This is a genomic window from Pseudoalteromonas sp. PSi26, from assembly GCF_054960575.1.
The window spans coordinates 42,422-61,417 of sequence record NZ_JBHNYT010000001.1; the positions used below are offsets into that span (position 1 = coordinate 42,422).

Consider the following 18,996-nt stretch of genomic DNA (forward strand, 5'->3'; position numbering starts at 1 on the left):
GCTTCTATACCGTTATTATAATTAACGGGTATTTAAGCAGAAGCACTAAAGTTAATGCAATTTTTTAAGATAAATAGCCATTTAACAGGGTAAAGCTCAGTTTACTTAAGGCTTAATTATTTAATCACTAAATCTAGCCAAACTAGGCGATGATCGCTTGATGCACTTCTATCTTTAATTAAGCGATATTGTTCGCTTGATTCAACGGGCCAAAATACACCGCCATCTTTTATTTCTAACCCGTAGGTCGATGGTAATACATAGTCTACTCGTGCTTGCCAATTGGCAGTAAAGTGTTGTGAATAGGCAAGTTCATATTGCTGTTTAGCGCCTGCACTTTTAGGTACAAACTGTGCATTAATTAATGGATTTTTTAGCAATTGATCTGTTGTTTCTAAACGCGATTTATCACCTTCTGGTGCTGCGTTTAAATCCCCTAAAATAACAAAACGCGACTGAGCCTCTAGCCCTCCTTTTTTGCCATTATCATCATATAGGTAGTCTGCATTGGCTACGTAGTCGGCAATTAATCTAATTTCGTCATGATTACGTTTACCATTTCTATCTTCTTCGCCGTCAAACACAGGAGGCGTAGGGTGAGACGCCAATATATGCACTGCTTTATTATCAATAACAACCGGGACATCCCAAAACGATTTAGAACTTAACCTAAACGCTTGCCACTCTTGAGCGTTATACCAATTCTCGCCTGTTTTTGGCATTAACGGCATTTTTGCATTAGGCATATCTTTGTATTTAAAGGTTTGAAGCGTTCTGATTTTGTCAAAATCTATTGGGTATTTAGATAGTATGGCCATCCCATAATGCCCTTCAAAAAAGCCAAAGCCTTGGGCATCACCCATTACTTTACTTTTTTTACCATCGTTATCTAGGTCAAACTCTGTCGCAAGGCCTGTATTAACGGGTGCTATATAAGAATAAGGGTAATCAATGGCGGTTTGCTGGTTTTGGCCTACGTTTAAGTAATGTGTTTTAAAGTAATCAATACCTTGTTCTTTAGGAACAAAGTCAAACTCGTTAAGTAAAATAATATCTGGGCGAACGCGCTGAATAATTTCAGCGATATTTTTAATTTGCTGTGTATTTGAGGTAAGCGCTTTGACTAAGGTATCACTTTTAATAGGCTCGCCTTTGGCAGTGTAATTTGTAGCATCCATACTGACATTAAATGTGGCGACACGAATAGACTCTGTCGCATGAATATTGACACTCAAAAACGTGGTTAATAGCGCGCCATAAATTAGTTTTAATTTCATTTATAAATTCACCTTTGAAAGAGTTAGCCTGATTATTTCATAATGTAGTGCGTTTTTGTTTTTTTACAGACAAAAAATGCCGAGTAAACTCAGCATTTTTTAATTAGGGTGCAATTTAATTTTGGCTCGAGGTGTTTAACCTACAGTTCTCGATAAGCGCGGCATAAAGCGTCTTGCTTATTTAACTGAGAAAAGGCTTATCCGTCCTGCTCGAGGCCCCTAGCCTAAAATTAGTTTTTCTGCCGTTTTTAAAATACCAGGGTAATCATGTTCAGGTAAATAATCAGTTAAATGGCTTAACTTGTCTGACAGGTCATTCATATTGTGAGCCGATACATTAATATGACCCATTTTACGACCTGGCTTAGCCGTTTTACCGTACCAATGACTTGTCACGTCGGGTAATGTAAGCACCTCAGCAGGGATGCTTGCTTGTCCTAGTACATTGATCATAGCTGTAATATGTTTAAGCTCAGTATTACCAAGTGGTAAACCTGCAACGGCACGCATATGATTTTCAAATTGCGAACAATGACAACCTTGCTGAGTCCAATGACCTGAGTTATGTACACGCGGTGCAATTTCATTAACTAATAGCGTGCCCATTACATCAAAAAACTCTATGGCTAATACACCCACATAGTTAAGTTCGTTAGCAATTTTTGTAAATGCATCGTTTGCTTGAGCTTCAACATTTTGGTTATTTTTACCCGCAACCGACAGTGTTAACACACCATTGGTGTGCTCGTTTTCTGTTAATGGATAAATTGCAACATTACCGTGCTTATCTCTTGCGCCAATAATCGACACTTCTCGATCAAACGGGATCATTTTTTCAGCTATAATGGTATGCGGTGCATCTTGTGTTCCCGATGCTATAAACTCAGCCATTTCAGACCAAATTTGTTCTATTTGATCATCAGATTTTAAACGCCACTGCCCTTTACCATCGTACCCTGCTTGGCAAGTTTTTATAACAAGTGGCTTACCCAGGTTTTTAGCGGCCAACTCCAAATGTACTTTTTCTGTAATTAACTGATAAGGCGCGCATTCAACCCCTGTTTTATTAAGTAACGCTTTTTCTAGTGCTCTATCGCCACCCGTTTTAATCGCGGCTTTACCCGGATAAAACTTATTACTGTTGCAGCATAGCGTTAATACATCATCAGGAATGTGCTCAAATTCTGCCGTGATTGCATCAGCGTCGCTAATAGCTTGTTCAAGTGTAGTAGTGTAAATTTCACCCGTTAGCGGGTGCTTAATTTGTTTAGTTCCCACATCGTAGGCAACTACATTCAAATTAAGCGGTGCGCCTGCAAGGCTCATCATACGTGCAAGTTGTCCTGCACCTAAAATTAAAATATTCATTGTTACTCTGCAGGGTTTGGGTTGGCTAATATTGTGTCAGTTTGATTTTTACGAAATGCTTCGATTTTTTCAAAAATCTCAGGGTTATGGCACCCTAAAATTTGTGCAGCTAATAAGCCTGCGTTTGCAGCGCCTGGTTCACCAATTGCTAAGGTACCTACTGCTACCCCTTTTGGCATTTGGCAAATTGACAATAGAGAATCAACACCATTTAATGCCTTTGATTTCACAGGAACGCCTAAAACAGGAACAGATGTAAAAGCCGCCGCCATACCCGGTAAATGGGCTGCGCCACCTGCGCCGGCAATAATAACTTTTATGCCACGTTCTGCAGCAGAGCTTGCATAATCAGCAAGTAATTGAGGAGTACGGTGTGCAGATACAACTTTGGTTTCGTACTTAATACCAAACTGCTCTAGCATCAGTGCAGCGTGTTCCATGGTTGGCCAATCTGACTTAGAACCCATAATAATGCCAACAGTCATAAATACTCCTCAGTAATGTATTTTAAAATAGCGGACTTATGTCCGGTTTTAGGCGGGTATTATACCCAAACACGTTTAATTTGCGAGGTTCGAATGATATTAAATGATGATTAACGGCTAATTTTTTATAAATAATAAACATGAAACAAAAAGAAAAAAAGCCATGTTAAACATGGCTTTTTGTAAATCTGAAATTACAACGTAATTACGCTTCTTTACTTGCTAGGTACTCAGAGTAATTACCTCTAAAGTCGATTATTTTACCGTCTTTAATTTCCCATATACGGGTTGCAACAGAAGAGACAAACTGGCGGTCATGCGATACAAAAAGTAAAGTACCTTCATATGCTTCAAGGGCTAAGTTTAGTGCTTCAATCGATTCCATATCCATGTGGTTGGTTGGCTCATCCATTAAAAGTATGTTTGGTTTATGCATCATAATTTTGCCAAACAACATACGGCCTTGCTCACCACCTGATATTACTTTTACCGACTTTTTAATATCATTCTGTGAGAACAACATACGACCTAAAAAGCTACGAACAACTTGCTCATCGTCGCCTTCTTGTTGCCATTGCTCCATCCACTCAAACAAGTTCATGTCTTTTTCAAACTCGTCAGCGTGGTCTTGCGCATAGTAGCCAATGTTAGCGTTTTCAGACCACTTAAAATCACCTGCCTGTGGGGTAAGTTTACCTGCTAATGTGTTAAGCAACGTTGTTTTACCCACGCCGTTTTCACCAATTATGGCAATACGTTCGCCAACTTCGACTAAACCTTCAAGGCCTGAGAATAGAGTATTGTCTTCAAAGCCTTGACTAATACTTGTCATTTCTAGTGCGTTACGGAACAGCTGTTTTTCTTGGTCAAAACGAATAAACGGTGTTTGACGAGATGACGCTTTTACTTCGTCTAACTGAATTTTATCGATACGCTTAGCACGCGATGTGGCTTGCTTAGCTTTTGAAGCATTAGCCGAGAAGCGTGATACAAACTGCTGGAGCTCGGCAATTTGACTTTTCTTCTTTGCATTTTCACTTAATAGGCGTTCACGTGCTTGCGTTGCTGCAAACATGTATTCGTCGTAGTTACCAGGATAAATACGTAACTCACCGTAATCTATGTCGGCCATGTGTGTACACACAGAGTTTAAGAAGTGACGGTCATGCGAGATGATGATCATAGTACAATCACGCTGATTCAATACATCTTCTAACCACTTGATAGTGTAAATGTCCAAGTTATTGGTAGGCTCATCAAGTAGCATAATATCAGGGTCAGAAAACAGAACCTGTGCAAGTAACACTCGCAGTTTAAAACCCGGTGCAATTTCAGACATAGGACCATAGTGCTGCTCAGTAGCAATACCAACACCTAGTAACAGCTCACCCGCTTTAGACTCGGCTGAGTAACCATCCATTTCAGCAAATTCAGTTTCAAGATCAGCTACTTTCATACCGTCTTCTTCACTCATTTCAGGTAAAGAATAAATACGATCACGTTCTTGTTTAATAGCCCATAACTCTTTGTGACCCATTATCACAGTATCAATTACAGAGTATTCTTCGTAAGCAAACTGGTCTTGATTTAGTTTAGCAACACGCTCATTTGGATCAGTGCTTACGTTACCCGAAGAAGGCTCTAGTTCACCACTGAGTATTTTCATAAATGTTGATTTACCACAACCATTTGCACCAATTAAACCGTAACGGTTTCCTTCGCCAAATTTTGCTGAGATATTTTCAAATAACGGTTTAGCACCAAATTGCATGGTGATGTTAGCTGTACTAATAATAGCGCTACCCTCCAAGGGAGACAGGATGTATTTAAATTGCGCGCAGTTTAAACCAAAATGGCCTATTTTTCTATCACAAATCAAACTTACCAAGCACCAAAACTTAATGATTAAGGGTATAGATTTCTTATTTTATTTTGGTATTTACCTCATTGTTAATTTTAAATCTAAGTTTACATAGCCATGCTCATATAAATTTTTAAAAATTAAGTAAAGTTAGGCTATTTAATTGAAAAACATAAGAATTAGAGTTTTTATACTAGAAACATAATTAATAGATAACTTGAAAAATCATCACAATAATTAAATGTATTTAAGGTTGTAAATTATTAAACTACTTGTGTATTTACTATAAAAATACACATTCATAACAGCTTAAAAACACAATTAACTCAGCATGAATGTCTACCTATTATGTAAAAAATTTCGATGATGTTTTTTCACTTTTGACAAACAAAGGTGTTTGCTAGTGTGCCCTGCACTTATGATTGACCACATCGCACACAAGGAAACACACAATGAAATTGAAACTAACATCAATGCTAATAGCAATAATGGTTTGCCCTTGCGTGTTCTCTGAAGTAAACATATACACGGACGAGCGCAATTCAATGAGTGTGGGTGGTTTATAGACGTAAGAGTTATAAATACGCAAAACCAAACTGAAGTCGTGAACGGTACATCCCGTATAAATTTTAAAATTGACCGAAAACTTAAGCACGGCTGGAAAGCCTTAGGACTTGTTGAATGGGGAGTAAACCCTGTAGGTAGTAGCGATATTATTTACAACAATAGCTTTGAATCAATTCAGGATGGATTTTTAATAACCGTTTAGGTTATGCCGGCCTCTCGCATGATAAATACGGCCAAATTACGATTGGTAAGCAATGGGGTGCATGGTACGACGTTGTTTATGGCACAAATAACAGCTTTGTATGGGATGGTAATGCAGCTGGTGTTTATACCTATAACAGAGACGATGGCGCAGTAAACGGTACGGGCCGAGGCGATAAACTTATTCAATATCGTAGTAGCTACAATGACTTCAGTTTTACACTGCAAGCACAGCTCAAAAACAGCGAGTTTTATACCTGTGACGTTAGTGCCATTACAGAACAAGAATACGAAACGCTTTGGAATGCAGGCGATACAGCTTCCCAACAAGTAGAATTTAACTACACCTTTGGTGCTTCGGTTACTTATACCCTTACTAATATGATAACGCTTACAGCCGGTGTAAACAGAGGCGAGTTTGATTTAACTTACGGTGATGGCACCACACAAAATGTTGAAGACCTAATATACGGTACAGGCATTATGTGGGGTCGCGTAGATCAATAAGGTCTTTATGTTGCAGCTAATATTAATAATAACAAAAATCATGACACCGATAATCTTGGTCGCTTAATTAAAGACGCAATAGGTATATAAACATTTGCATCGTATCGCTTTGATAACGATGTTCGCCCTTTTATTGCCTACAACGTATTTGATGCAGGCGATGATTTCGTAACTCAGCCAAACTTTAATACCGATCCGAACGATGTAGTTAAACGTCAATTTGCTGTTATTGGTGTTCATTATTTAATTGACGAAGACACAATTGCGTATATAGAAGCACGTAAAGATTTTAGTGATTTTGAAAGCAATGATAAAGATCAGCAAGCACAAATGGAACTTTCGGAAGATGACGGCTTTGCATTTGGATTTAGATATCAATTGTAGAAAGCAATTACCCTTTCGCGCTCTAGTGTCTTAGGTAACCTCACTCTTGCTTATTATTACTCATATATAATCACCTGATTAGATTATCTTTTACCATATTTAGTATGATGTGTTCTTTACGAGGGTTTACATAAAGCTCCTTAAAGCAAACCTGTATATATGTTTACAACGTTTGGTTTAGCAATATATTAGGGCCTCTCATTTAAAAACTTTTGATATCCACCTAACGCATCTGCAACACTAAGTCGTGGATTATCGTTATGTTCAGCATTGGGATTAATAATAGATTCCCACTTTAAGTGCTCGTTAGGGCTGGCCTTTAATGCTTGCTCTAAATTATTATACGCCTCTAACATAAGCGGATGCTCTTCCTCACCTACCGATAAAAATAAATACGTTGGCTTTTTGAACCTTTTATTCGACAACTTTAAAAACGAGTCAACTTTGTTTACTACCGTCATATCGTCATACCAGGCAGCAGGACTAAACGCAAAATAGCCATTAAACAAATCCGGTTTAGTATGAAGTGTATAAAGCACAAAACTGCCACCAGCAGAAAACCCACTTAAAATACGGTTATTGTTTAATTTAAATCGATTAGTCAAATAAGGTAATAATTCTAACTCTATAAACTGTAAAAACTTATCTGCTTCTCCGTTGGGTTCTATATTGTTTGTTGCAGGCGCTTGGATATTAACGTCTTGGCGAGCATAAGGAGGTACCAAATCACGATTTCGAGTAGCCGTAAAAAACAAGTTAGGGATTGATACTAATATAGCTTGCTCGACCTGTGCTTTATTTGAGAGTGACGCTAATGTTTCATTCCACGTATCTAGGTTAAAGTTACCATCGGTTTTTATTATTAACGAATATACTTTATTGGTATCGTAGTTAACGGGTAGCCTAATAAATACCTTACGTGATTCATTTAAAATTTTTGAATCAAGTGTAATGTCTGTATAAGCCGATACATAATGATTGTAGTAGCGGCCGCCTAAAATAAGTAAGCTTAACGTAATGACTGCTAATACGAGGTTAATTAGATAGTTTTTATTAATTTTTAAAGACATGTATCTCTCTTTTTACTAATTATTTTTAAGACTACAAAACCAAATATTTTCGTTATTAATAAAGCCAAGTCCCTCAAGCAACTTGCACGAAGCTGTATTAGCTTTGTTAACCTCTGCGTAAAGCGTTATTAACTCATAATGCATAACAAGTTTTGGGATTAAAGTTACCAGCGTTTCTTTCATGTAGCCTTGTTGCCAAAATTCAGGATCTAATTCAAAACCTAAAAATGCAGTCCTTGCTTCTTTATTAATTTTATACAGACCACAACTACCAATTACTTTATTGAAGGTATTATGGGTAATCGTAAAGCGTATAACTTCTCCCTCATAATAGCCGCTAATATCATTTTGTATTAATTGTTTAATATCACTTTTGCTAAGGGGTGTAGTGTAGTCATTAAACTGGCTAACAAGAGGATTACTTAAAATAGCATGCATACTGGCAGCATCTTTATGGGATATTAACCGAAGCGTGACACGAGGTGTAGCCAAATTTTTATACATGTAGTAATACAAAATTAAATAGCACTTTATGAACGCGTATTATTAACTTACCATTACGTATTAACAAGCATTAAATTAAGAGCAGCCAAGCATGAGTGACGACTTTAAAGTGATACAACCAACAACAACAGTTTACTGCCCTAAACGTGGTGAAGGTTGGACCTTAACCGGAATCACTAACATTAACGAATTTACCTCAGTTATGTTTGATGGTACCCGTTACACATTACCAGCACGTGAAATTATTGAAGAGCTACTCCCTAACCAGCTAGCTCGAGAACAAAATAGCTAACGCTCCATCAATAAAAAAGGCTGCAGTTATGCAGCCTTTTTTATAATTTGCCCCAATTTAAAATGTATCGTCTTCATCGTAAACGTTTACGTTCAAATCATCATCATGTTCAAATACGACAAATGTAATTGGTTTACAGCATACTTGGCAGTCTTCTATATATTGTTCATCAATATCAGCCGCATCAAGTAATACTTCAATGCTTTCGCCACAATATGGGCAACTTATCGATTTTTCGGTTAACTGGTTCATTTAACACCTGCTAATTTATTCATCAATGTTTTCACTTTAATAAACACGCTTTAATAATACAACATTGCGTTTTATGGGTTACTCACTAGAAATGTGGCTTTGATTACAAAGTATTACGTACATTACTTAGCACCTAGCCTGCTAAAGCAATGAAATAGTAATAACAGTTAGCAGGTCTAGCTATAAAGGATATGTATTTAAACTCATACAAGAGGTAGATTATTATATGAAAAAATCACTTACGCTTGCATTAACATCTGCCGCAATTTTATTTAGCACTTTTACTCATGCTGCTAAAACCGAAAAAGCGGTTTTAGCCGGTGGGTGTTTTTGGTGTATGGAAAGCGACTTTGAAAAGCTTGAAGGTGTAAAAGATGTAATATCAGGCTTTACAGGCGGTAAGCTTAAAAACCCAACCTACAGTGGTAACCACAAAGGCCATTACGAGGCAGTACAAATTACTTACGACCCGCAAGTAGTCAGCTACAAAGGTATACTTGATCACTATTGGGTAAATATTGATCCCTTTGATCCCAAAGGCCAATTTTGTGATAAAGGGCCAAGTTATTTAAGCGCAATTTTTGTAGCTAACGAGCAAGAACGTAAAATAGCTGAACAAACCAAACAGACCGTTGTGAATGAGTTTCCTAATCAAACAGTAGTAACGCCTATACTAAACGCCTCCACCTTTTATCCCATTAAAGGAAAAGAAAGCTACCATCAGGATTATTATAAAAATAATCCTATTCGCTACAACACATATCGTTGGCGATGTGGTCGTGACAGCCGTCTTGAAGATATATGGGGCGACAGAGTCACCCATTAATAGCTGCTGTTAAATCAGGCTGCATTTTGTGTAGCCTTTCAAGCTAACGCTCCTCTATTATTAATTTTTTATATATACCGTTTACTTTTAAGTGTTATTTATTAATTTTAATTACACCAATAAAATAGACTCCTAGATTGTTAAACCTGTATTCAATAACTGGAGTGACACAATATGAAAACTAATCAATTACAACAGCCAGAGCACTTGATTTACCAACACGTCAAGCTATGTTAAATCGTGAGCATTCAGTTCAACAGTTTTGGTCAAACATTAACGAATTAATAACAAATGCTTGGAGTGAGTGGGAACTAAGCGAACTTAATCAATCAGCTTTTACACTCGATGATTCTTTGCTTGATAAAAATTTACGAGAAGCGATTACTAAAGCTTGGCAAGATCCTACTAAATAACATTTGGTAAAATCGCTTCTTAAAGAAGTAGCAGCAGATGTGTACGAGTTTCAATTTTTTGACCCAGAGCGTCTATATGATTTACGCGGTTACCTTGAGCAAGTGTGGAGCTCTGGTATCCCTATGCGTCCACCATACGGAATTGTATTAAACAGACGTGGCGTAATGCTTGATAAGCGTTCAAGTGGTTATTTAGCAGTGCCAAATTTTCAGGCATTTTACAACGAGGTCTTAAACAATTATATGAGACCAATTTCGCGCTTATTGTTCCCTGAGATTATGGGTTATGACACGCAAACATTTGAGCTTTCTATTTACTACGATCCCAACACAGATGCGTCTATTCGCCCACATACCGATGCGTCAGCAGTCACGTTAAATATTAATTTAAATTTACCTGAAGAAAAATTTACAGGATCAGAACTCGACTTTTATGACCAACAAACAGGTAAAGTTACTCAGCTCAGTTTTAAACCGAGTTGTGCAATGATACACAGAGGCAATGTTGCTCATGCTGCCAAACCTATCCTAACAGGTGATAGAACAAATTTTGTAATGTGGTTATTTGGTGACCGAGGCCGCTTACCAGCCCATAATGCACACCGTAATCATATAGATGCAAAAGAGCGTTGCCAACGTCACAATCAATACCTGACGGTTATGTACCCTTTTAGTATTTAATACTATTGAAAGAGAAACTAACTGTATAAAAGGATGCCATCAAAAGCAGCCTTCTCATTGTATATCTTACGTAAATTTAAAATTTATATGATGCAGAAAACTTAACGTTTCTTGGTGTACCAGGTTGTACCCACGCATCGGCAAACGAGTTTGTGTAATACGTTTCATCAAACAGGTTGTTTACCTCAGCCGTAATTCCAATCGCGTCTGTTACATCGTAATATACAAAAGCACGGGCTGTTGTGTAGATTGGTAGTTCAAAGTCGGTACCAAAAAAGCCGTTACGCTTGCCCACATGTAATAAACCACCACCAAACTTAAGGCTTTACCGTAAAGCGTTGTTGATTGCACTAACTGTAAGCTAAGCTGTTGCTTTGGCACGTTTAATAGTGATGCTCGCTTCTACTGTGTAGCCAAAGTTAGCATCAAAAAATGAGTTTTCGATTGTTGCATCAACGTACGCATACGACGCCCAAACTTCAAGCGTATCGGTAAGCTCACCCGTTAGGTCTATTTCTATCCCTTTACTTTGTGCTTTACCAATGGCTGCGTAAGTAAACGCGGTTGGGTCATCTACAACAAGCATGTTGTCTTGCTCTACTTTAAACACGGCAACAGTACCAAATAAAGCGCCATCGTTTAATGTAAAATTAACACCCACCTCAGCAGATGTAGATTGGTTTGGCTCAAAACCATCGCCATTGGCATCGGCACCCGAAAGCGGACGGAAGTTTTCGCCATAAGCACCATAAACAGATACATAATCGCTTGCTTCATAAACCACACCAAACTGCGGGCTCACGCGTGACTGCGTTTGTTTAGTTTTGGTGTTAGCTAGGCGGTTATTTAAGCGCTGCTCAAAATCATCAAAACGTGCACCAATACGTATATCTAACTTATCAGTTAGGCTTATTTGATCTTGAATGAATATCCCTACCGATTCTTGAATTTCTATGCGATCAGTATTTGATGTAGGCGTTGGTAATGCGTACGCGCCTTAAACAGGGTTAAATACAATAATGTATTGATCGCCACGTATACGCAGTGCAAATTGATCATTTTCAAATTTATCGGCATCTATTCCGATTATTAAACGATTTTCAAAGCCTGCCACGTTAACGTTACCGCCCACTTCAGCTCTCAGTACTTGATAACTAGAATCGTAATCCCGATAGCGTCTAAAGCGGTTTACTTCGCCATTTACTACACCACCAAAACCGGTTTCGGTTGCAAACCCTTCTAAAGAAGTATCGCGGTAGTTTGCACCAAATAAAATGCTCTAGTTATCATCAAAGTCATGAATATACTCTAACTGGTGCCCCAATACATCGGCTTCAATTGGGCCATCGCCCGGCTCACCTAAAAAGCGACTTTCAGCTATAAGACCAAGCTCACCATCTATGGCTAATACACTTCTATCAAACGGTACTTCTTGGTCGGTATATTCAAGCTCGTATATTAGTTGGCTGTTATGATTAATATTCCACACTATTGATGGGCTAAAGCCTTGTTTAGTGGTTTTGATGGTATCTCTAAAGCTTTCGGCGTCTTCGTAAAAACCAACCAATCCAATGGCTACATCGTCGTTAAGCGCTGTAGTGTAATCAACATCGGCGCGGTAAGTATCAAAACTACCTACAGAGAGTTTAATTTCGCCAGCGGTGTCAAACGTTGGGCGTTTAGTCACTAGGTTTACGGTACCACCTGGTTCACCACGGCCAAATAAAGCAGCGCGCGGGCCTTTTAAAACCTCAACCTACTCAATACCCGACAAATCACGTGAGCCTCCAAAACACCGTCCTGCATTAAAGCCATTTACTAAGTAGTTACTTGGCAGGTTTTCGTCACCTACAAATCCACGTAACGAAAAGCTATTCCAAAGCCCACCAAAGTGGCCCCTAACGATGGCAATGAAATACTTGAATTGATGTTCAACGCTGACAAAATGCTCTACCAGGTAAAAGAAACAGGCCGCGGAAATGTTGCCTTTTGTGACGAGTTAAAAAAATAAGGTGCTCTTAAGTGTATTGAATAATTAAGTTTCCAATTGCTAAAATGCAAACCTATTTTCCTATCTAGATATACAATGGCAAACTTCAATACTCATCTAAATACTGCTGTTATCATCACCGGGTTAAGCTCAGCCACTCTTTTATCTGCAGATCACATTGATTTAAACGGCGCACTTTGGTTGTGGTTTTTAGGCACCATTGGCGGCTTATTACCCGACATAGACTCTGATAACTCCACATCACTCGATACTATTTTTAACTTATTTGCGCTAAGTACTGTATTAATAGTAATGCATTACATAACCACCGAGCTAATCATCCAAATTAGTTTTGTCGAGTTAGTTGTAGTGCCGCTGTTAGTGTATGGATTTATGAAATATATTATTAGGCCCATTTTTGAGTGGGTCACAGTACACAGAGGTAGCTGCCACTCTTTATTATTTATACTGTTATGCGCCTTGTTAACAACTCAAGTAACCTGGCAATTGAATGACCAATCAATCCTTTATGCGGCAACTTTTGCCTGGTTAACAGGTGGGTTTATTTTACTAGGTGGGTTCATTCATTTTTTGCTCGATGAAATTTACAGCGTCGATTTAAGTAATGTGGAAATTAAACGGTCATTTGGATCGGCACTAAAAGTGGCTGAATTTGATAATAAATTAATTACATTGGCTTCGATTATAGCTATTACATGTTTAATTTATGTTGCCCCACCTACAGCGCAAACTATATCGGCCTTGAGTAACTGGTCTCATTTTAGGTTTTTATCTAGTTAGTTTAGTAATAGCGCAGTTTGCAATGTTATTAACTTTAACTAGTTATAACATTGCTAAATTACTTGCCACTACTTGATACAAAATATTTTTATAATTTTAAACGAAATAATTAAATAGTTTCACCTGTCTTATACCTGCAAGTTCGAAAGCTTTTGCATCATTTAAAGCGTCAAATATAAATTATAAGAGGTCCTTAATGGAATTTACGAATAAACGCACTACCCTAATTGCAGCATCTTTATTGTTGGCGTTAGCTATAACACAGGCTATTTTTACAGCGCTTTATAGTGGCGGAATTAGCTTTTCAAGGCAGTATGCATGGGGTCTAGAAGCGGTGCTGTTCACAGTACTTGTTGCATTTGCAGGTGCAGCTATGCTGCAAGCAAAAAATTCTCAACTAGGCTGGTCGGCAATCACATTTAGCGCTGTTCTTAACATAATACAAGTAAGTATTGGCCTAACTTTATTTTCAACATTTGGAAAAGTAGCGGGCGCAGTAGAAGGCGCACAACCATTAATTGGTGGTGTAGTGTCTTTATCATTCATGATTTACTACGCAGCTAAATTATTATTAGGCTTAGCAGCCCTTGTATTTGGCCTATCTTTTATTGCTAAAGGTGGCAAAGCCATTGGTAGCCTTACAGCCCTTGCAGGCGGTGTTGCAATGCTTGCCAATGCTTTATTAATTATTTTTGGCCGTGATGGATTTCTACCATCAGGCGTTGCTGGCGCTTCAGGTATGATTGCAACATTACTTTTAGCAATCTGTTTAATTAGCCTTAACCGTAAAACTGACTAAGGTTTAATGCCTTTTTAGTAAGGCAGTTACTTAAATAAGTAATAAACATCGGCGTGTATTAGAGTGCTAATCCGCCGATGTTTTACGTTTAATGTGACAGCCATCTTAATTATTTAGAGCTCCCCTCTTTGGCCTTAAAGCCAGCGCCTAGCGTATCCCAAGTTAATGCCTTCTTCATAATCTAAAGACTAATTCACAAAGAGGGTATGAGGCGCTACGCTTTTAGAGGGTATAAATAGCTTATATCACAATCTTTACCGACTTATGAATTACTTATTCTTTAAGCTCTTACTAATTTTGTGCATTCTCAATAGGCCAATCTTTATGAGCTAAATATAACAATGCTATAAAATTAACTATAGGAACTAAAAAAAGAAAACCCATCGAGCCTTTAAAACCAGCTCTAGTAAATACACGCCAACCTGCAAACGCTATCAATGCCCAAATTGCGATAGCTATAATAAAACCCATTATACATTCCCCTTAAATCTAGGCCATTCTGAGAAAGCTAAATAAAACAAAAATGCCAAGTTCAATGCCGGAATCCAAAAAACAAATATTGGCGTGTCTTTAAATCCAGCCTTAAAATAAATTTTACTTATTGCATGTCCACTTGCAAACCAAATTGCTAATGCAATTATTACTTCTATTATTACCACAAAGTTCTCCTTTAGTATTGGTGGTGGAAAAAGCGAAAAGTTTATTGTTTAACTATCACCTTTTTATTATCAAATTTCGTTTTAGCCCCCTCAATTTCTCTTTCTTATGAGCAAGTTAAGGGTGGTTATCTCGTTTATTCTGTTCTTAAAAAAGGCAAAAAGACCTGTCCATCCGCTTTATTGATGTGTAAAGTCAAGATTTGACCCCGTTGGCTAGACCCCGTTGGCTATTATTACACGTTACTTTTCTATAAACTCTTTAATATTTTTGAAAAGAGGTTCAAAACAAGACAAAGTTGAATTTTCTAATAGCAATTCAACTCGTTGAGATTTAATGTATTTACTTAGGTTTTCTTTACCTTGTATAGTAAATTTGTAATTAATTAATAGCTGCTCAAAGTTTGTTTGCATTTTAATAAATTCGTTGGGGCAATGACCTTTATTAAATAAGTCTGTCATTTTATTTTTTGTGAACTTAAGAGCTTGAGGTGTTTTTTCTTCTAACCACCCACTCTCTAATGCATGCTTCCAGATGGGTTCTGGTAAACATGATTCCAAGTCAGCGACCACATTAAAACCTTTTTTGACTAGATTATAAACCTGTGGTGGTTTAGGAATTAAACTAACCTTTATAGTATTTGATTTGCTATCTTTTAAAAACTCATCAATAACTGCTTTGCATTCATTGCCTGCGGGATCATTATCTAAAATCAAAGCCCCCTTTAGTTTATGGACTTCTTTATTATGCTTTTGAATCAAATGGAATGCTTTAGCTTTGTCTGTTGCGGAGTTTGCACAATTATTCCCTTTTAAATCAAAATGAAGTAAATCTGATAATTCAGGAAAATAAACTTCTATCACCTTAGAAAATATCCCCTCATCAGACTTTCCCTCTACAAATAATCTATGTTTTTTGTCATTTTTCAATTCTAACTCAAGGCTATCAATTATGCTTTTCTGCTTTTCTTTTTCATCAATCCATAACTTTTCTTGTTCCGCAATAATAGGTGCAATCAATGGCATAAAGCCCAATTTTTGGTGAAGATTGTCGTCATCAATGATATTTAATGTTGTATCCCCTGAACTTTCATCTTTACTAACATGAAAGCGGGCAGATTTTAAATTTGAGTCATTTTCAATACCTTGTCCAATATTATAAATAGCAGGTGAATGAGTAGTTAAAATGACCTGTACATTATTTTTTGCGGCATCAATAAACTGTTTATTGAGCGCGAAACAAGATGAAAACTCTACATTATTTTCGGGCTCTTCGAACCCCCAGATCTGTGGTGTGATTAATGTCTTATGGCGATTACCACTTTTGTCACCAATAAACCTCAACATTGCGGGTATATGTCTTATTTTTACACCGTCACCTCTTCGAGATAAGGGGATATTATTTGAATTAAACTCTAGAGTTTCAAATATACTTCTTAAGTTTTGAGGCAAGGATATTGAGTTACGGTTTTTGAAGGTGCTATCAATAGCAGATAATAATTCGGTAAATTCATTTTTAATTTTGTCTTCAAAGCTATTTGCTGATGAGTGAAGCTCACTTTCTGCTATTTGTGATAACACATCATAGATCTTACCTTGCAAATCAATAAAGAAATACTTATCTTTAATTGCTGGTACATATATAAAGTTGATGTTTTCCAATAGTGACTTTATTTTACTTCTTGCTGGAAAATCTTGCTTTTTAGTAAATCGATTGTTTTTGATTACACAATATTTTATTTCTTCACCGTCAGTATGCTCACCGCTTTCCCGCCATACTTTTTTCCAATAAACAGTCTCTGGTAAACCTTCTCTTCTATATGATTTAGGTAGTTTGAGGCCTAATTCTATAATTACTTCTTTAGCTCTTTGCTTATAAGTCTTAGCGTTAATATTAAAGTCGGATTTAAAGTTATATTCAGTTTTATGATCTGTTTCACCATTAAAAAATAAATTTAACCCTCGTAATATATTGGACTTCCCTGCGTCATTTTGACCAACAAAAGTTGTTATTTCTTCAATCGATGCTACTTGCGTTTGTATTGATCTAAAATTTTTAATATTAATTAAACGAATCATAATTCCATTGCCTGATTACTATTTTGAACTTGAAAAACTGTTAACAGCTTATTGAATCTACTTTGGTGGTTTATAAAACCTTAAAGTAGCGTATATTACGTTGTTCGATAATTAGACCAAACAAATCTTTTATAAACCGAGAATTACAGCTTCTACTTAGTAGCCTTTGTTATTTAACCCCATAACGTCTTTTAATAATGTATCGGACAAAACTTAAATTTTTGTATTTATACACAGTAACTAATTCTTTTTTTCAACCTAACCTTTAACTAAAAAGCGTATAGCTACCCTAGCCTTTATAATCGTGAATCCCTCTCACACGGGTCGCCATCTCTATCGCCATCCATGTTTGTATTCGGGCATTTATTTATGAAAAATACCGCCTCTGCACGGGAAGTCATTTGGCTGCAGTGCTGCCTGCCATCGCAGGTAAAGTTTTGTGTGTTTTTTGGAATAACGATTTTTGGATATTGCTCGTCAAAGGTGGCTAAATCGGCGTTGGTAATAACAGGTGTGTTGTTATTAAATTGCTCGTTACTTTTATAATGGCTGTATTTATTTACTGCGACAAAGCCAAGTACGGCGATAATACTAATTGAGGCTACTTTGCCTAAAAAACTATCAGTAAAATTAGATTTAGCAACACGATGATGGTTTGATTTTTTAGGCGTGACTTTAGGCGCAGCTACGCCTTCTATCCGGCAATTAATGGCTTTGGTTTTACCATCGGGCTGTGTAGCCACTTCAAAATAAAGGGTGTCGCCCACTTTAGGCTTGCGACTCATGTGTTTGAGCGCTGAAATGTGTATAAAGGTGTCGTGCGCTAGGGTGTCTGATTTAATAAAACCAAAGCCCTTTTCGTCATTCCACGCTTTTAACAGTCCTTTGTTCATGCATTTACCTTTGCTGATTAAGCTGCGATTACGCAAATTCCATTTAAAAGTTAAGAGTCGTTAGTATACGTTCCTTAATTGTTACCACGCAACCAAATATTCATATTAGGTTAATTTAAATACTCAAATTGGTGTGCAAAACATTTAACCGTATAAGGAAAATACCGAGCTTTGAGGTTTAAAATGCAGCAATAAAATAGCCTGTTTTATTTTATAAATTACGGCCATTTGTCTTTTATTCTACTACTGCTAACTTTTGCGAAGCGATTGAAAATGGCCACTTTAATTTTCAAATAGTGCCAACCGAAATTAAATCGCGTAAAGGCACGCACGTTTTTTGACACCGACGAACATGTCCGTACCGATAATACAGCCGAAAAACTTGCCACACTTAAGCCCTACTTTAAAGAAAATGGCACAGTAACAGCTGCTTCATCTTCAGGTATAAACGATGGCGCAGCTATGCTAGTACTTATGTCTGAACAAAAAGCCCACGAACAAGGGCTTCACCCTATTGGACGACTTATTGGCTATTCTCGTGCTGGTGTTGAACCCTCATTAATGGGAACAGGACCTATTCCCGCTGTACAGCAAGTATTTGAAAAAACGGGCTTAACAATCGACGACATTGATATAATTGAGTCTAATGAGGCCTTTGCAGCGCAAGCCTTATGCGTATCAAACGAGTTAAACTTTCCTGCACATAAGGTGAACCCGAATGGCGGCGCCATAGCGCTAGGTCACCCGGTTGGCGCAACAGGCGCTATTTTATCAACAAAATGCTTATACGAACTAAAACGCATTAACGGTAAATTTGGGCTAGTTACTATGTGCATTGGCGGCGGGCAAGGCATAGCAGCCATTTTTGAAGCGCTTTAATTTTAGGCCTCATTAGGTTTAATTATAAAAGTTTGTTCACAAAGAGAGTTTAGAAGCGCTTTGCTTATAGAGGAGGTAAAAACGTATGGGCTATATTTTGCGTATACCACTTCTTGCATATCTGTTTGTGGAAACCCCTTTTAACCTTTTTTCACAAAGAAAATAAGCGCTTTTTAAACATATACGTTAGCTATAAAATATGTGCCAATCT

The 18,996-nt window shown here is 37.3% G+C and carries 17 protein-coding genes and 3 pseudogenes; 8 read left to right on the plus strand and 12 right to left on the minus strand.

Translation table 11 applies throughout. From position 1 onward, the window contains the following. Window positions 1–116: 116 nt before the first annotated feature. The 4 genes from ACFI34_RS00205 to ACFI34_RS00220 all read right to left on the minus strand — a co-directional run bounded on the left by ACFI34_RS00205 (window position 117) and on the right by ACFI34_RS00220 (window position 4,925). A complete protein-coding gene (locus tag ACFI34_RS00205) occupies window positions 117–1,277 on the minus strand; it encodes an endonuclease/exonuclease/phosphatase family protein (RefSeq protein WP_462671962.1) in 1,161 nt (386 codons plus the stop codon). A gap of 219 nt (window positions 1,278–1,496) precedes the next feature. Beyond that, window positions 1,497–2,645 (minus strand): 5-(carboxyamino)imidazole ribonucleotide synthase, encoded by a 1,149-nt coding sequence (locus ACFI34_RS00210; protein WP_462671963.1) that lies wholly within the window; start codon window positions 2,643–2,645, stop codon window positions 1,497–1,499. 2 nt (window positions 2,646–2,647) lie between these two features. Further along, window positions 2,648–3,130, minus strand: coding sequence for a 5-(carboxyamino)imidazole ribonucleotide mutase (gene purE / locus ACFI34_RS00215; protein WP_462671964.1), 483 nt, complete (start codon window positions 3,128–3,130; stop codon window positions 2,648–2,650). Window positions 3,131–3,335: 205 nt separating this feature from the next. Further along, window positions 3,336–4,925 (minus strand): ABC-F family ATPase, encoded by a 1,590-nt coding sequence (locus tag ACFI34_RS00220; RefSeq protein ID WP_462672198.1) that lies wholly within the window; start codon window positions 4,923–4,925, stop codon window positions 3,336–3,338. Between the two features lie 518 nt (window positions 4,926–5,443). On the opposite strand from ACFI34_RS00220, the pseudogene ACFI34_RS00225 reads away from it, so the two are divergent. Continuing rightward, window positions 5,444–6,650: pseudogene (locus tag ACFI34_RS00225) on the plus strand (porin). 188 nt (window positions 6,651–6,838) lie between these two features. Here the strand turns inward: ACFI34_RS00225 and ACFI34_RS00230 are convergent. Further along, window positions 6,839–7,720: an alpha/beta hydrolase gene (locus tag ACFI34_RS00230; RefSeq protein WP_462671965.1), complete on the minus strand. Its 882-nt coding sequence runs from the start codon at window positions 7,718–7,720 to the stop codon at window positions 6,839–6,841. Between the two features lie 15 nt (window positions 7,721–7,735). After that, entirely contained in the window at window positions 7,736–8,224 is a 489-nt protein-coding gene (locus ACFI34_RS00235) for a GNAT family N-acetyltransferase (protein WP_462671966.1), read from the minus strand. A 91-nt stretch (window positions 8,225–8,315) separates the two neighbouring features. On the opposite strand from ACFI34_RS00235, the gene ACFI34_RS00240 reads away from it, so the two are divergent. Then, window positions 8,316–8,516, plus strand: coding sequence for a hypothetical protein (locus ACFI34_RS00240; RefSeq protein WP_006792973.1), 201 nt, complete (start codon window positions 8,316–8,318; stop codon window positions 8,514–8,516). A gap of 57 nt (window positions 8,517–8,573) precedes the next feature. Here ACFI34_RS00240 and ACFI34_RS00245 read toward each other — a convergent pair whose 3' ends face one another. Next, window positions 8,574–8,768 carry a CPXCG motif-containing cysteine-rich protein gene (locus ACFI34_RS00245; protein ID WP_276756666.1) on the minus strand — a complete coding sequence of 65 codons (195 nt, stop codon included), beginning with the start codon at window positions 8,766–8,768 and terminating at the stop codon, window positions 8,574–8,576. A 226-nt stretch (window positions 8,769–8,994) separates the two neighbouring features. Here ACFI34_RS00245 and msrA point away from each other — a divergent pair, with 226 nt between their 5' ends. From msrA to ACFI34_RS00260, 3 genes are all read left to right on the plus strand, one after another. Then, window positions 8,995–9,594, plus strand: coding sequence for a peptide-methionine (S)-S-oxide reductase MsrA (msrA, locus tag ACFI34_RS00250; protein ID WP_462671967.1), 600 nt, complete (start codon window positions 8,995–8,997; stop codon window positions 9,592–9,594). A gap of 230 nt (window positions 9,595–9,824) precedes the next feature. Continuing rightward, window positions 9,825–10,007, plus strand: a complete 183-nt coding sequence (locus tag ACFI34_RS00255; protein WP_462671968.1) for a hypothetical protein — start codon at window positions 9,825–9,827, stop codon at window positions 10,005–10,007. 39 nt (window positions 10,008–10,046) lie between these two features. Further along, window positions 10,047–10,688, plus strand: a complete 642-nt coding sequence (locus tag ACFI34_RS00260; RefSeq protein WP_462671969.1) for a 2OG-Fe(II) oxygenase family protein — start codon at window positions 10,047–10,049, stop codon at window positions 10,686–10,688. A 76-nt stretch (window positions 10,689–10,764) separates the two neighbouring features. Here the strand turns inward: ACFI34_RS00260 and ACFI34_RS00265 are convergent. Further along, window positions 10,765–12,588 (minus strand): annotated as a pseudogene (locus ACFI34_RS00265) (TonB-dependent siderophore receptor); the annotation flags it as partial. A 186-nt stretch (window positions 12,589–12,774) separates the two neighbouring features. Here ACFI34_RS00265 and ACFI34_RS00270 point away from each other — a divergent pair. Both ACFI34_RS00270 and ACFI34_RS00275 read left to right on the plus strand, forming a co-directional pair. Next, a complete protein-coding gene (locus ACFI34_RS00270; RefSeq protein ID WP_462671970.1) occupies window positions 12,775–13,479 on the plus strand; it encodes a metal-dependent hydrolase in 705 nt (234 codons plus the stop codon). Between the two features lie 196 nt (window positions 13,480–13,675). Beyond that, entirely contained in the window at window positions 13,676–14,278 is a 603-nt protein-coding gene (locus ACFI34_RS00275) for a thiamine biosynthesis protein ThiC (RefSeq protein ID WP_462671971.1), read from the plus strand. A 291-nt stretch (window positions 14,279–14,569) separates the two neighbouring features. On the opposite strand, the gene ACFI34_RS00280 is transcribed toward ACFI34_RS00275, so the two are convergent. The 4 genes from ACFI34_RS00280 to ACFI34_RS00295 all read right to left on the minus strand — a co-directional run bounded on the left by ACFI34_RS00280 (window position 14,570) and on the right by ACFI34_RS00295 (window position 17,906). Continuing rightward, window positions 14,570–14,749 (minus strand): hypothetical protein, encoded by a 180-nt coding sequence (locus ACFI34_RS00280; protein ID WP_058428877.1) that lies wholly within the window; start codon window positions 14,747–14,749, stop codon window positions 14,570–14,572. Beyond that, window positions 14,749–14,937, minus strand: a complete 189-nt coding sequence (locus ACFI34_RS00285) for a hypothetical protein (protein ID WP_462671972.1) — start codon at window positions 14,935–14,937, stop codon at window positions 14,749–14,751. The genes ACFI34_RS00280 and ACFI34_RS00285 overlap by 1 nt, the downstream gene beginning before the upstream one ends. Window positions 14,938–15,177: 240 nt before the next feature. After that, window positions 15,178–17,013: an ATP-dependent nuclease gene (locus ACFI34_RS00290; protein ID WP_462671973.1), complete on the minus strand. Its 1,836-nt coding sequence runs from the start codon at window positions 17,011–17,013 to the stop codon at window positions 15,178–15,180. Window positions 17,014–17,309: 296 nt separating this feature from the next. Continuing rightward, window positions 17,310–17,906, minus strand: coding sequence for a cold shock domain-containing protein (locus ACFI34_RS00295; protein ID WP_462671974.1), 597 nt, complete (start codon window positions 17,904–17,906; stop codon window positions 17,310–17,312). Between the two features lie 260 nt (window positions 17,907–18,166). Between ACFI34_RS00295 and ACFI34_RS00300 the strand changes: the two are divergent. Continuing rightward, a pseudogene (locus tag ACFI34_RS00300) lies at window positions 18,167–18,785 on the plus strand (acetyl-CoA C-acyltransferase); the annotation flags it as partial. Between the last annotated feature and the right edge of the window lie 211 nt (window positions 18,786–18,996).

Excerpts from the sequence above, each read along its gene's own strand:
- ACFI34_RS00205 (WP_462671962.1), bottom strand. The coding sequence starts at position 1,277 with ATGAAATTAAAACTAATTTATGGCGCGCTATTAACCACGTTTTTGAGT.
- ACFI34_RS00210 (WP_462671963.1), bottom strand. The coding sequence starts at position 2,645 with ATGAATATTTTAATTTTAGGTGCAGGACAACTTGCACGTATGATGAGC.
- purE (WP_462671964.1), bottom strand. The coding sequence starts at position 3,130 with ATGACTGTTGGCATTATTATGGGTTCTAAGTCAGATTGGCCAACCATG.
- ACFI34_RS00230 (WP_462671965.1), bottom strand. The coding sequence starts at position 7,720 with ATGTCTTTAAAAATTAATAAAAACTATCTAATTAACCTCGTATTAGCA.
- ACFI34_RS00235 (WP_462671966.1), bottom strand. The coding sequence starts at position 8,224 with ATGTATAAAAATTTGGCTACACCTCGTGTCACGCTTCGGTTAATATCC.
- ACFI34_RS00240 (WP_006792973.1), top strand. The coding sequence starts at position 8,316 with ATGAGTGACGACTTTAAAGTGATACAACCAACAACAACAGTTTACTGC.
- ACFI34_RS00245 (WP_276756666.1), bottom strand. The coding sequence starts at position 8,768 with ATGAACCAGTTAACCGAAAAATCGATAAGTTGCCCATATTGTGGCGAA.
- msrA (WP_462671967.1), top strand. The coding sequence starts at position 8,995 with ATGAAAAAATCACTTACGCTTGCATTAACATCTGCCGCAATTTTATTT.
- ACFI34_RS00255 (WP_462671968.1), top strand. The coding sequence starts at position 9,825 with ATGTTAAATCGTGAGCATTCAGTTCAACAGTTTTGGTCAAACATTAAC.
- ACFI34_RS00270 (WP_462671970.1), top strand. The coding sequence starts at position 12,775 with ATGGCAAACTTCAATACTCATCTAAATACTGCTGTTATCATCACCGGG.
- ACFI34_RS00275 (WP_462671971.1), top strand. The coding sequence starts at position 13,676 with ATGGAATTTACGAATAAACGCACTACCCTAATTGCAGCATCTTTATTG.
- ACFI34_RS00280 (WP_058428877.1), bottom strand. The coding sequence starts at position 14,749 with ATGGGTTTTATTATAGCTATCGCAATTTGGGCATTGATAGCGTTTGCA.
- ACFI34_RS00290 (WP_462671973.1), bottom strand. The coding sequence starts at position 17,013 with ATGATTCGTTTAATTAATATTAAAAATTTTAGATCAATACAAACGCAA.
- ACFI34_RS00295 (WP_462671974.1), bottom strand. The coding sequence starts at position 17,906 with ATGAACAAAGGACTGTTAAAAGCGTGGAATGACGAAAAGGGCTTTGGT.